This is a genomic window from Microvirga arabica (assembly GCF_016811235.1).
GTDB classification, from domain to species: domain Bacteria; phylum Pseudomonadota; class Alphaproteobacteria; order Rhizobiales; family Beijerinckiaceae; genus Microvirga; species Microvirga arabica.
On record NZ_JAFBID010000004.1, the window covers coordinates 16641 to 28509 of the forward strand.

Annotated in this window: 12 protein-coding genes and 2 pseudogenes; 9 read left to right on the plus strand and 5 right to left on the minus strand. The window is 61.8% G+C overall.

Translation table 11 applies throughout. The features are described 5' to 3' along the window. Positions 1–1964: 1964 nt before the first annotated feature. Genes JQC81_RS03160 through JQC81_RS03170 form a run of 3 tightly spaced genes read left to right on the plus strand, consistent with a single transcriptional unit; the run spans position 1965 to position 3599 of the window. Positions 1965–2294 (plus strand): NIPSNAP family protein, encoded by a 330-nt coding sequence (locus JQC81_RS03160; protein WP_203270269.1) that lies wholly within the window; start codon positions 1965–1967, stop codon positions 2292–2294. After that, positions 2291–2665: an antibiotic biosynthesis monooxygenase family protein gene (locus tag JQC81_RS03165; RefSeq protein WP_203270270.1), complete on the plus strand. Its 375-nt coding sequence runs from the start codon at positions 2291–2293 to the stop codon at positions 2663–2665. Before JQC81_RS03160 ends, JQC81_RS03165 begins: the two co-directional genes overlap by 4 nt. Then, complete coding sequence (locus JQC81_RS03170; RefSeq protein WP_246520196.1) at positions 2646–3599, plus strand: DMT family transporter; 954 nt, start codon at positions 2646–2648, stop codon at positions 3597–3599. The genes JQC81_RS03165 and JQC81_RS03170 overlap by 20 nt, the downstream gene beginning before the upstream one ends. Positions 3600–3801: 202 nt before the next feature. Here the strand turns inward: JQC81_RS03170 and JQC81_RS03175 are convergent, their stop codons facing one another. Both JQC81_RS03175 and JQC81_RS03180 read right to left on the minus strand, forming a co-directional pair. Then, positions 3802–4542: an alpha/beta fold hydrolase gene (locus JQC81_RS03175; protein WP_203270271.1), complete on the minus strand. Its 741-nt coding sequence runs from the start codon at positions 4540–4542 to the stop codon at positions 3802–3804. Continuing rightward, on the minus strand, positions 4539–5336 hold the full coding sequence (locus JQC81_RS03180) for a DinB family protein (protein WP_203270272.1): 798 nt from the start codon (positions 5334–5336) through the stop codon (positions 4539–4541). The genes JQC81_RS03175 and JQC81_RS03180 overlap by 4 nt, the downstream gene beginning before the upstream one ends. A 606-nt stretch (positions 5337–5942) precedes the next feature. Between JQC81_RS03180 and JQC81_RS03185 the strand changes: the two genes are divergently transcribed. The 5 genes from JQC81_RS03185 (at position 5943) to JQC81_RS03205 (ending at position 9901) form a co-directional block, all read left to right on the plus strand. Continuing rightward, positions 5943–6527, plus strand: a complete 585-nt coding sequence (locus tag JQC81_RS03185) for a GbsR/MarR family transcriptional regulator (RefSeq protein ID WP_203270273.1) — start codon at positions 5943–5945, stop codon at positions 6525–6527. Positions 6528–6529: 2 nt separating this feature from the next. After that, a complete protein-coding gene (locus JQC81_RS03190) occupies positions 6530–7954 on the plus strand; it encodes a cytochrome ubiquinol oxidase subunit I (protein ID WP_203270274.1) in 1425 nt (474 codons plus the stop codon). A 3-nt stretch (positions 7955–7957) separates the two neighbouring features. Further along, positions 7958–8965 (plus strand): cytochrome d ubiquinol oxidase subunit II, encoded by a 1008-nt coding sequence (cydB, locus tag JQC81_RS03195; RefSeq protein WP_203270275.1) that lies wholly within the window; start codon positions 7958–7960, stop codon positions 8963–8965. Then, positions 8965–9087: a DUF2474 domain-containing protein gene (locus JQC81_RS03200; RefSeq protein ID WP_203270276.1), complete on the plus strand. Its 123-nt coding sequence runs from the start codon at positions 8965–8967 to the stop codon at positions 9085–9087. Before cydB ends, JQC81_RS03200 begins: the two co-directional genes overlap by 1 nt. Before the next feature lie 115 nt (positions 9088–9202). Then, complete coding sequence (locus JQC81_RS03205; RefSeq protein WP_203270277.1) at positions 9203–9901, plus strand: IS6 family transposase; 699 nt, start codon at positions 9203–9205, stop codon at positions 9899–9901. A gap of 82 nt (positions 9902–9983) precedes the next feature. Here JQC81_RS03205 and JQC81_RS03210 read toward each other — a convergent pair whose 3' ends face one another. Next, entirely contained in the window at positions 9984–10151 is a 168-nt protein-coding gene (locus JQC81_RS03210) for a hypothetical protein (RefSeq protein ID WP_203270278.1), read from the minus strand. 28 nt (positions 10152–10179) lie between these two features. Here JQC81_RS03210 and JQC81_RS03215 point away from each other — a divergent pair, with 28 nt between their 5' ends. Continuing rightward, complete coding sequence (locus JQC81_RS03215; protein WP_203270279.1) at positions 10180–10524, plus strand: hypothetical protein; 345 nt, start codon at positions 10180–10182, stop codon at positions 10522–10524. Positions 10525–11175: 651 nt separating this feature from the next. On the opposite strand, the pseudogene JQC81_RS34610 reads toward JQC81_RS03215, so the two are convergent. Together JQC81_RS34610 and JQC81_RS03225 are read right to left on the minus strand one after the other, a co-directional pair. After that, a pseudogene (locus tag JQC81_RS34610) lies at positions 11176–11460 on the minus strand (transposase); the annotation flags it as partial. Positions 11461–11698: 238 nt separating this feature from the next. Beyond that, positions 11699–11782 (minus strand): annotated as a pseudogene (locus JQC81_RS03225) (IS6 family transposase); the annotation flags it as partial. Between the last annotated feature and the right edge of the window lie 87 nt (positions 11783–11869).

The following is an 11869-nucleotide window of genomic DNA, read 5'->3' on the forward strand; positions in this document are numbered from 1 at the left end:
AGATCAACCCTCCTGAACGGTTCCAAACCCATCGGCAAAATGCCACTCGGGACGATGATCTTCAATGGGCTGAAACGTGGCTCTTCAAAGGGGCGGCCGCTCGAAACTCGATCCGTAAGCACTACAGCGCTATGTTGAGATTTGCCAGAGGAGCCTAAGGCCATCAGTGGTTCCGACCTGGTTCACGCGTTAGCGCTTCTTTAGTGCGTTCAGGGCGGCTGAGACGTGCGCCACGAAACGGGGGAGGCCTGGGTCATCTGCTACTCTGTGCTTCAAGGCAATCCGGTTTGCACAGTCAGCCGAGGACGCAGGCTACCCAGTCTCACACAGTGCCTCAAGACTCGCAGCGGTCTTATTGAGACGAGCCAATTGATACCGAAGCTGAGCCTCTTGTCTGGTGCGCTTCCGCTCGGCCCTGACAACCAGTAGTTCCTTCTGCGCCGAGCCATAGCGCGCGATCACCTCGCCGATCACGGCAACCTGCTTCCTTGTAGTCCCGATCCTGAGTTTCAACTCCCCGATCTCGCTGAGCCGTTCCGCGCGCTTTTGTTTCGGCTCCTCCTCAACGTTCACTTTGTCCAACGCCAGAAATGGTGTCGGAGACGACCCAACGGGCAGGATCAGGTCTGGTGGTTTTTGCTACCGAATGCCAGTTTTGATCAGTCGTGATCAGGCTGGACAAGCTGAGTCTGAGTTGAGGAGCATGGTCCTTGGCTACCACCAATCTCGACGTCCGCTGAACGACGCAGCTTCCCATAGAACACGCCTGCGATTCACTCGTTGCTTGTGTGGAAGCATTGATGTCAGGCGTAGGAGCTAGCTTGAGGAAGCTCCAGTGAGCCGTAAACCTTAGGGACACGGGCCGAAGAGGCCACTGCCGGCCATCGATGAACGTTCTATATCCTAATGATTTTCACGGAAGTCTTGCAACGGATTTGCCTGAGCGTAGAGAAAAGCCGGCGATCATCTCAGGTCGATGCTGCAGGCGGCTGAACTCGCGGCGCGTCAACCGGCGGGGATCTGCGGCTGATCCAGGCAATACCGTCTCTATGGCTCGCTCAAAGAACGCATTGCACCGCTCCTCCGTATTAGGCCCGGATGCATAGACTGGCAGGCAGGTCACGGCAGCTCCCTGCGGATGGTCCATGCTGTAGGTAATGGGTCGTGATCGATGCGCGTTGAGCCGATCCGAGGCCGCCAGCAAGGGCATGCCTATCCGTCTCCGTAAAGAGTGCAGAGCCGAGCCAACAGAATCGCTGAGATGCACGTGCGGAAGTGACGAACATAAAGGCTTCCATACGGCGAGATCGCTGCGATGCTCGACACCTCGCGTCGCTTGCCTACCCGCTGGAACACCGGAGTGATCCCGCTGCACCTTTCTCGAGTGCCGCCCATCGCGCTCCTGAATCGTTGTGGTAAGGCGCAACACGCCAAAGGCGTGCGCTTTGAGAGACCGCTCCAGGTAGTGCGGTGATAGCGCGCCCAAACTTCCGCTCGATCAGGGCTGCGAGGCCGTCGAAGGGCTCGCGCTCCGTGGCAGAGCCGGCTGCCATGGTACCCCGACCCAGGTGCGGCCCGCCGAGCCCAAGCCTTCTCATCAAGGCGGGGCGATGGTCCCGGAGTGGGCCGATCCTCCAGGCTGCGGGGTCCTCCTGGACCAGGCTAACGACCTACCGGCAGACCCTGGTGCGACTGCCCCTAGCTGCAGGGCGATCCCATTTCGGGGGAGCTGTTCCTCGAGCAGCAGCCTCGCCGCCAAATGGAGCTCCTCCATCTGTTGCGGGGTCAAATGCATCGCTCGCCAGATGACTCATTCATAGTTGGGTCCTTTATATGGCTACGCACATGCTAGGAGACAGCGGCAATGACGGGACCTTCTTTCATACTTCGATCATAGCCGAAGCAATACTGACCCTCAATTAGGTAGACAAGAATTCTAACGTGCCTCAGGAGGGCGCCCGAGCATGATCACCTGCTTCATCCGCTACGAAATCGATCCCTTCAAAGTGGAGGCCTTCAACGAGTATGCCCGCAATTGGGGCCAGGCGATTCCCCGCTGCGGCGCCGACCTGATCGCCTATTATGCCCCGCACGAGGGCTCCAGCACATTGGCTTACGGCGTGTACACCATCAAAGACCTGGCCGCATACGAGGCCTATCGCGAGCGCCTGAGGAACGACCCTCAAGGCCGCGCCAATTATGAATTCGCCAAGCGCGAGCAGTTCATCCGCCGGGAGGGCCGGGTCTTCCTGCGGCTCGCATCGGCGCCCCATGCGGAGCTGATCAAGCCATGATCGCGGTGATCTTCGAGGTCTGGCCCGACGGGGATGTGGGCAAGCGGGATTATCTCGGCCTCGCGGCGGCGCTGCGCTCCGACCTCATGGCCATGGATGGCTTCATCTCCGTCGAGCGCTTCCAGAGCCTCACCGAGCCGGGAAAGCTCCTGTCCCTGTCGTTCTGGCGCGACGAGGAGGCGGTGCGGCAGTGGCGCAATCGTCCCGGGCATCGAATGACCCAGGCAAAGGGACGCAACGGTGTGTTCGACAACTATCGTCTGCGGATAGCTAGTGTCGTCCGCGACTACGGTCTGCACGACCGCGACCAGGCTCCAGCTGACAGCCGCGATGCTCATGGAAGGACCGGCAATGACATCGATGGTCATTGATCCAAAAGTTGATCGCCGGCGCTATCTTACCGGGGCGCTGTTCGGCCTTGCTGCCGTGAGCATCTGGGCGGGCTGGATGCCGGTCACGCGCCTGAGCGTGACTACCTCGCTGACGCCGTACGACCTCGCCATGCTGCGGTTCGGCACGGCAGGGCTCCTGCTTCTTCCCGTGTTGATCCGCCATGGTTTGGCCCTCGAGCGCCTGAGATGGTGGCAGCTTCTGATCATGATCGCAGGGGCAGGAGCTCCGTACTCGCTGGTGGCTGCAAGTGGCCTTAGCTTCGCTCCGGCCGCCGATGCCGGAGTCCTCACCCCGGGTGTCATGCCGCTGTTCGTGGCCATGCTCGCGTCCCTGGTGCTGCGGGAGAGGATTGCATCGCAGCGAAAGGCCGGCTATGGCCTCATCTGTGTCGGGGTGCTCGCGATTGCGGGCCTCACGGCGTTCCTGCCGGGTCAGCAGCGGAGCTTGGGGCATCTGCTGTTCCTCACCGCTGCCTTTATGTGGGCGTGCTACACGATCATCCTTCGCAAGGCGGCCCTGGCGCCGCTCCACGCCGCTTCCATCGTAGCGGTCGGATCAGCCGTGGGATTCACTCCGATTTACCTGACAATCCACGGCCTGCACTTCATGCAGGCTCCCATAGAAGATATTGCTTTCCAGATGGTGTTCCAAGGTATTGTGGCGACAATCCTCTCACTCTACCTGTTCGGCAAAGCGATAACAATCCTTGGTGCATCGGCGGGGGCGGCATTCGGGGCACTCGTTCCGGCGATGGCGGCACTGCTGGCGATCTTCATTCTGGAGGAGACGCCGTCCCCGAGCGACTGGGCTGGCATTCTGGCCGTGTCCCTAGGCGTGTATCTCGCCAGTGGCGCCCCCCTGTGGCGGCCAGTTCGGAGGGCTCCTCCCGCTGGTGCCGCGGAAAGGACATGACTCTCCCTATCGCAGGTGAATGCACAGTCCTCATCGGCAGCAGCATGATAATTTTGCACGACCGAGACATCTCCGGCCCTCTCCATGATGTCTCCATTCGGGCTTGCGCACCAGTTATCGGAATGCACTGTCGAGCAAATGGAGATAGCACAATTGGCCGCAGGGTGCGGGAGCACTGCTGGGTGGGCGACCGGGCGATGCTTCAGCCCATCAGATTTGCGAGCACCATCTGGGCAAACGCTTCCGGCGCTTCGAGCATCATGAGGTGACCCGTATCAGGCATGTCAGTGTTGCTTGCAGCCCTTTGAACAACCCAATCGGGCACGTTCCAACCCCTCCGCGCGCGGGCGCCGGCAATCAAATGAATGGGCAATCCCGCCGCCAGCAGCTTACCCACACCGCCGAGGTATGCCGGTGCGCCCGTCGCGGCGACCACAGCGCGGGCTTGGGTGCGGAGTGTCGAAGCGGGCTGGTTGTCGAGCCAGGCCGTTGCCGTCGCAATTGCCCAAGGCGTTGGCGGCACACCCGACCGGGCAAGCCAAGCCGCGACATCGGCGTGGAAATCGCTGACCTCCGCTTCGACCTCGGAGATAGTCTGAGTTGAGATCTTTTGCGACCAGAACGCATCACGGAGTGTGAAATTTCCCTCCACGCTTGTGAGCGAACGTACCAGCCCCGGATTGTGGTGGGCAAACAGCACCGCCACGGCGCCGCCGACCGAGTGGCCGACCACGTGCACCGGCTCGTCGACGCGCTCACGCAGCCAGGCCGCCACGTGGCCGGCCTGATCGTCCAGCGTCCAGGTCGCCGGAGCATTGTTGCGGTGTGCGCCATAGCCGAGGAGGTCTGGCGCGAGCACCCCTGTGTCGCCGAAGGCCTCGAGGATCCTCGGATCACTCAGTGATCCGAACAGGCCGTGAATCAGCAGGACAGGTGCCATCATTCCATCTCCATTTCCAAGCCGCCCATCTCGGCGGCGAGTTCGTTCATCTCCTGGACGTGCGTCCGGTCATGTCGGTGAATCTCCTCGACAAGCTCGAGAAGCGTCACGCGGCGGACACCGTCGCGCAGGCCCGTGCGTTGCCGCTGCACGGGCGACGTTTTCTCCAGCAGGCGGAGAAGCGCCGCACGGGCACGGCCGAGGGCGGCCAGCGCCGCTTCAGGGTTCTGGGTGGCGTAGCCGCGTTCGGTCGCCATCGCGAGACCATCTACGGAGGGGAGCTCCGGCAGATCCTCTGCAAGCACCAGCCTCACGCGCTCGGCATAGACAGCGTCGAGGTCGCGGAGGTGACAGAGGTACTCGACTGCGGACAGGCCCGTGCCTACCGGGCGGTCGCGACGCCGCGCGAACCGAACAGCCGCGAAGCGCCTCCCAATCTCATCTGGGAGGGCGCGCAGCGCTGCGAGCAGTTCGGGAAATGGCAGGCGCCGGGGCAGCGGTGTCCATATAGCGCCGTAGGTGAACAGGTCGCCAGGGACGCGGCCGCGGGGGCGGAGTACGTCATGATGGTGGAGCCGCATTACCTCCGCGACGGCGGCGCCGCAGAACTGACGCGCGGCCTGATTGCCGGCTATCTCCGGGAAATGCGTTTGGAGATCATGCACGATGGCGGCGATCGCCGGCACGCCCACGCGCGACAGGGCTGCGTACTCAAGGTAGCGCTCGGGGGCGTTCGCCAGCGCTTCAAGCTGCTGCCCGAGGGGTGTTGCACGAAACTCGTCGAAGCGCGAATGCATCTAACAGATCAGAGCGTAATGTCGCGGAATGTGCTATTACACCCATACACGGATTGCACCCCCCCTGCTCTTCCCGACAGTATGATAGCAACTGCCAGAAGGGTGGCTTCAGATCTTCTCTGCTGATCCCTGTCCTTTGCGAACACTAACTGTTCACTGTATGAGCGGACATTCAACATAGCTCCGGGGTGTAAAAGGAACGATCTTTCCGCATACGGTCGGATCAGAGCTGTCATATCCGGGGCAAGCTTCACCTCTTCGCTCAGCAACCTTATTGTCTGAGAGGAACTCATCTCGGGTATCCTACGAGGATTGCCGGCTCCGAACCAACATGTCGCGGCCTCAGCGCCGGATCGTCCCGTCAACCGCGATAATCTATGCCGGAACTAGATCTGCTCAGCTAGGCAGATACTTAAAAGAAAGTGCCGGTAGAGCCAAGCATTACGAGCGATAGTTAGCGTGCCTGTAGAACCACGGCGAGTCACACTACTGTGTACGCTGACAGACGAAGATCAAGAGTGGGTGGGGAAGCTCCATAGGCGTGCCACTTGACGTAGATCAATCCGTGCCGATATTTCAGTAAATTCTGAAAGTTCAGGAGATCCCGTGAACCTCCCTCCCCTCGTCCAGACCTTCGTGCTTCACTTCGGCGAAATGGGCTCTCGCTGGGGCATCAACCGCACCGTCGGTCAGATCTATGCACTGCTCTACCTGTCCAAGGAGCCACTGAACGCCGAGGACATCGTGGAGCGGCTTGGCGTCTCCCGCTCCAACGTGAGCATGGGCCTCAAGGAGCTGCAGGCGTGGAACCTGGTGCGGCTCCAGCACAAGCCTGGTGACCGGCGCGACTACTTCTCGACGCCCGACGACATCTGGCAGATTGTCCGCACACTCGTCGAGGAGCGCAAAAAGCGGGAGATCGACCCGACCATGACGCTCCTGCGCGAGGTGCTCATGCAGGAGCCCGCCAGCGCCGAGGAGCGCCATGCGCAGGAGCGCATGCGGGAGATGCACGATCTCTTTGAGCTTCTCACCGGTTGGTATGCCGACGTGCAGCGCCTCGATACCGAACGCCTCGTCCAACTCCTGACGCTCGGCTCGAAGGTGCAGAAGATCCTGGAGATGAAGGATCGCCTCTTCGTCGTGCCAGGATCGAAGAAGAGCCGCCGCGACGATCCCAAGGAGAAGTAGAAATGTTCGACCAGTTCGACGCGCTCCTCCTGGCGCGCTTCCAGTTCGCGTTTACGGTCTCGTTCCACTTCATCTTCCCCTCGTTCTCCATTGGGCTTGCGAGCTATCTCGCTGTGCTGGAGGGGCTGTGGCTGTGGACCGGGCGTGAGGTCTACCTCAACCTGTTCAAGTACTGGCTCAAGATCTTCGCCCTGGCGTTCGCCATGGGCGTGGTCTCGGGCATCGTCATGTCCTACCAGTTCGGCACCAACTGGGCGGTGTTCTCCGACAAGGCCGGGCCGGTGATTGGGCCGCTGATGGCCTATGAGGTCATGACCGCCTTCTTCCTGGAGGCGGGGTTCCTCGGCATCATGCTGTTCGGCATGGGACGCGTCGGCCGCAAGCTGCACTTCGCCGCGACCCTTGCGGTCGCCATAGGCACCTTCATCTCGGCCTTCTGGATCCTCTCCGCCAACTCATGGATGCAGACGCCGGTCGGCTACACGATCAACGAGGCCGGGCAGTTCGTGCCACAGGATTGGTGGGCTATCATCTTCAACCCGTCCTTCCCCTACCGCCTCGTCCACACGGTCATGGCAGCCTACCTCACGACCGCCCTCGTCGTTGGCGGCGTCGGCGCCTGGCATCTGCTGCGCGAGCGCGCCAACATGGGCGCCCGGGTGATGTTCTCGATGGCCATGGGCATGGTGGGTGTTGTCGCCCCGCTCCAGATATTTGCAGGCGACATGCACGGCCTCAACACGCTTGAGCACCAACCCGCCAAGGTCATGGCGATGGAGGGGCATTTCGAGAGCCACCCGGACGGCGCACCGCTGATCCTGTTCGGCATCCCCGACCAGGAGGCAGGCACGGTGCGCAACGCCGTCGCAATCCCGAAGGCATCCTCGCTCATCCTCAAGCACGATCTGAACGCGCCCATGAACGGACTCGACACGGTCGGCCGTGCCAACTGGCCCTACGTGCCCGTGGTTTTCTGGTCCTTCCGCATCATGGTGGGCCTGGGCTTCGCGATGCTGGCTCTTGGCTTGCTCAGCCTGTGGGCGCGCTTCCGCGGCCGGCTCTACGACTGGCGCCCGCTGCACTGGCTCGCGCTGGCCATGGGTCCTGCGGGCTTTGTGGCGGTGATCGCCGGATGGGTCACCACCGAGGTCGGGCGGCAGCCCTTCACCGTCTACGGCCTGCTCAGGACGGCACAGTCGGCCTCGCCGCTCGAAGCCCCGGCTGTCGCCGCGTCGCTGCTGACCTTCATCGTCGTCTACTTCATCGTGTTCGGCGCGGGCACTGGATACATCCTCAAGCTGATGGGCAAGGCCCCGCATCCGGGCGAGACCGGGCCCGAGGCCGGCCCCGACCATCCCATCCGCACCGCCGGCATCACCCCGGCCCCTTCAGTCAACCCGGCCCGCACCCTCGGCGCGGAGGTGTAAGCCATGGCAACCCTCTTCGATCTCCCGACCCTCTGGGCCTTCGTCATCGCGTTTGCGGTCTTCGCCTACGTGGTGATGGACGGCTTCGACCTCGGCATCGGCATCCTGTTCCCGTTCTTCCAGCCGGGACCCGAGCGCGACAGCGCCATGAACTCGGTCGCGCCCGTCTGGGACGGCAACGAGACTTGGCTCGTGCTCGGCGGCGGCGGCCTGATGGCAGCCTTCCCGCTCGCTTACGCGATCATCCTGCCCGCGCTCTACGCGCCGATCATCGCCATGGTGCTGGCGCTGATCTTCCGCGGCGTCGCCTTCGAGTTCCGCTGGCGCGATCCCGGCCACCGTCGCTACTGGGACTTCGCCTTCACAACAGGCTCGATTGTCGCCACTCTGGCACAGGGCATCACGCTTGGCGCCCTGCTCCAGGGCATCGCGGTCGAGGGACGCTCCTACGCCGGCGGCTGGTGGGACTGGCTGACGCCGTTCAGCCTCCTGGTCGGGGCTAGCCTCGTGGTCGGCTATGCCCTGCTCGGCGCCACATGGCTGGTGATGAAGACGGAGGGCATGGTTCAGATCCACAGCTACCGCCTCGCCGGCAAGCTCGCCATTGGGCTGATCGCGTGCATCGGGCTGGTCAGCGCGGCGACGCCGTTCCTCAGCGGAGCCTATTATGAGCGCTGGTTCGCCTGGCCGCAGGTGCTGTTCACGGCCCAGGTACCGCTGCTGGTGGGCCTGTGCTCGGGAACGCTGCTGGTGAGCCTGGTGCGTCGCTGGGAGTACTGGCCGTTCCTGCTGACGTTGGGGTTGTTCGCCCTCTGCCTGCTCGGGCTCGGCGTCAGCATGTTCCCGTACGTGGTCCCGAACGCGGTCACCATCCACGAGGCTGCGGCACCGAACGTGAGCCTCCAGTTCATGCTGGTGGGCGCAAGCGTGCTGATCCCGATCATCCTTGCCTATACCGGGTACTCGTACTGGGTGTTCCGCGGCAAGACCGGACACGAGGGATATCACTGATGACCAAAGATCTCGAACAGGGCTCCGCTGTCAGGCACTGGCTGTGGTTCGTTGGCCTCTGGTCCGCGGGCGTCGGCACGACGGGAGCAGTCAGCCTCGTCATCCGGTTCTGGCTAACATGATAGTCGAGGCGGCACCGTCGCATTAGCTGAAGGTTGACCAAGATCGAGGGAACTGTCGCAAACCCATAAGTAATTCAGTTCGGTCTATGCCTTCGGTCAACTCCGGAGGTGCATGATGTTCAAAGGCCGTCATTTCGATCGCTCAGTGATCCTGCTGTGCGTCCGGTGGTATCTGGCCTATAGCCTGAGCCTCCGGAACCTGGAAGAGATGATGGCCGAACGAGGCATTGAAGTTGATCATGCCACCATCCATCGCTGGACGGTCCACTACGCCCCGCTTTTGCTGGAGCAATTTAACCGACGTAAGCGAGCCGTCAGCCTGAAGTGGCACGTCGATGAGACGTACGTCAAAGTGCGCGGACGGTGGATGTATTTGTACCGGGCGATTGACAGCGATGGCGATACAATCGAGTTCTGGTTCAGCGAGCGCCGGAACCTCACGGCTGCCAAGCGCTTCTTGCGCATGGCGCTCAAGCGGCATGGTAGACCTGAGCGGATCGTCATCGACGGCAGCCAAACCAACTATGAAGCAATCCTGTCGTGCGATACCGAGAACCGTTTGCGGGATCCATCAAACTGCCCGCTTAAGCCGATAAAGGTTCGACAAAGCGCTTATCTCAACAACCGCATTGAGCAGGACCATCGTGCTGTCAAACGGCGGATTCGCCCAATGCTTGGGTTCAAATCAGTGAAAAGTGCTCGGGCGATCCTTGGTGGCATCGAGATGATCCACATGTTACGGAAGGGACAGGCGAAATACGTCTGCACTCAGCAATCATCGCTCGCCGAGCAGTTCGAGCGGCTCGCCGCATAAGTGGATACGACCTGCGCTAGGATCTTCCTGCCCCGGGTGGAAATTGCGACAGAACCCTCGTCCGGGACGCGTGCCCAGAGGCTCACGCCTTCTCCGCCATAGAGGGGCGGGCATATGGGTCATGCAGGATAGCTTTGCGCCTCAAGGCATTGGCCGTGACGAGAGCCGTCCGTTCGCGCGGGATCAGCGCACCGAGGAAGCCAACTCCGGTAATACGCTTGAAGATCCAGCGAGCCGTACCCATCATCATGGACGGTCGCAACCAGGGCTTGGAGATCATGACCGCAGATGACACATGGGGTCTCGAGGAGCGGTTTTGGCTTGAAGGACCCTCGTTCTATGAAAACCATTTAGACCCTGAGTGCCTGATGGCGTTTCCGGGAATGGGAGTGATGCGGGCGGGGGAGATCCTCGAGAGCCTCAGGGATGCCCCGCGCTGGGCGTCCGTTGACATGGCCGACCGTACCGTCGGCAGGCCCTGCGATACCCTCGTGGTGCTTGGATACAGGGCGATGGGCTACCGCGAGGGGGCCAACCCCTACCGGGCCCTCTGCACCTCGACGTACCGGTCCGACGGCGTGGGCTGGAAGCTTGTCCAGCACCAGCAGACTCCTTCGGGATGACCGATTGCCACCGGACCTGAGGGATGCTGTCCAGACCTTCGGTCGGGTATCGGAAGGTGCAGTTGGTGGTCTTTGCTGCCGAGTGCCGGAGATCTCGGTGGCTACGAGGCGCGCCGTCGGCTGACCTAATCCCTGGAGGTTTCCCTCAATCCACATACTCTGATCCGGGAACGTCTAGGTGAAGCGCTGGCCTGTCTGCTCCCACTGGCCGAGCCACTTCCCCGGCTTGGTGCGGGAGGCATCGAAGATGTACGGGCTCACCTCGCCCTCCTCCATTTCCCTCCCCAACCCCACCACCCGGATAAAAGGTAATCACGAACTGGGACTCATCCGCTATGCGGGTGCACTGCCAAAGGGCTTTGTTCTCTTATTCCGGGAGTTTTGGTCAAGCCCTTTGAGCGGCCCTTTCCGTCAGTTCGGCTGATACCACCTGTTGGGTCATGGTTCTCTCCGCGGTCGGCAGACACCGCCGCATGATGGGGTCGGAGGCCTCAGCCTCGCCATGTTGCATACGCGGTCAATCTGCTCCCTGAGGTTCAGGTCTCAGGCCGCAACGGAGCCCACGCGATGGCTGCTGCCTCGTCCCAACAAGGGACATCCTACCGCCAGCTCTGGCGGATCTCTTGGGGTGACTATCTCATGCGGGCTGCCCTTCCTGGCAAGGCGCGTCCCCCACGCCTTGATCGGTGACCAGCGCGAGACGCGGTTGAGAATGATGCCCGCCGCCTCAAACAGATACGTGCGCGGCAATGGATCACCGCACTTGGAGATCCGACCGCTTCGATCGATCTCGCCTGACTGATATCGTCGTGGAGTCAGGCCAAGGTAAGCCCCTACACTGGACGAGCTCGAGAACCGGTCTGGTGTGTCGATGACACTGATATAGGCCAACGCGACCAGAGAGCCGATACCGGGAGCCGTCATGATGCGGCAAGCAGAAGCCGGTATGCTCAACTTCGCGAACGCGGCCATTCTCATCCACGCGCCCTGCGCAGTGTGGCCGCCCGTCTCCTGAACGTGGCTTGCGCTATGCTCAGACATGGCACTCTCTTCGACCCTGAGGCCACCCGAGCGCTTCCCACTTCTTCATGATCCCAGACCGCGCAGACACTCAGATCCGGCTTGTTAAAAGGTGGGGAATCCCATCAGGACCAATGTGACATCACCCCTCGCGATCCCGCAGGCTCAAGTTGTAGGTGAGATACCACCGCACGCAGAGCAGAATTACCGATCGATCAAACTGCCTGCCCTTGAACAGGCTGCTTCATCCTCTCCCGCCAGCGCAGGCCATAGCCCAGCGTGAGGAAAGAAAGAGTTGCGACAGCACCGTGCGGAATGCTTCTGA

What these genes read in the sequence shown, in the direction of transcription:
- JQC81_RS03205 (WP_203270277.1), top strand. Translation starts at nt 9,203, where the DNA reads ATGTTCAAAGGCCGTCATTTCGATCGCTCAGTGATCCTGCTGTGCGTC.
- JQC81_RS03180 (WP_203270272.1), bottom strand. Translation starts at nt 5,336, where the DNA reads ATGCATTCGCGCTTCGACGAGTTTCGTGCAACACCCCTCGGGCAGCAG.
- JQC81_RS03200 (WP_203270276.1), top strand. Translation starts at nt 8,965, where the DNA reads ATGACCAAAGATCTCGAACAGGGCTCCGCTGTCAGGCACTGGCTGTGG.
- JQC81_RS03160 (WP_203270269.1), top strand. Translation starts at nt 1,965, where the DNA reads ATGATCACCTGCTTCATCCGCTACGAAATCGATCCCTTCAAAGTGGAG.
- JQC81_RS03210 (WP_203270278.1), bottom strand. Translation starts at nt 10,151, where the DNA reads ATGATGATGGGTACGGCTCGCTGGATCTTCAAGCGTATTACCGGAGTT.
- JQC81_RS03170 (WP_246520196.1), top strand. Translation starts at nt 2,646, where the DNA reads ATGACATCGATGGTCATTGATCCAAAAGTTGATCGCCGGCGCTATCTT.
- JQC81_RS03165 (WP_203270270.1), top strand. Translation starts at nt 2,291, where the DNA reads ATGATCGCGGTGATCTTCGAGGTCTGGCCCGACGGGGATGTGGGCAAG.
- JQC81_RS03215 (WP_203270279.1), top strand. Translation starts at nt 10,180, where the DNA reads ATGACCGCAGATGACACATGGGGTCTCGAGGAGCGGTTTTGGCTTGAA.
- JQC81_RS03190 (WP_203270274.1), top strand. Translation starts at nt 6,530, where the DNA reads ATGTTCGACCAGTTCGACGCGCTCCTCCTGGCGCGCTTCCAGTTCGCG.
- cydB (WP_203270275.1), top strand. Translation starts at nt 7,958, where the DNA reads ATGGCAACCCTCTTCGATCTCCCGACCCTCTGGGCCTTCGTCATCGCG.
- JQC81_RS03175 (WP_203270271.1), bottom strand. Translation starts at nt 4,542, where the DNA reads ATGATGGCACCTGTCCTGCTGATTCACGGCCTGTTCGGATCACTGAGT.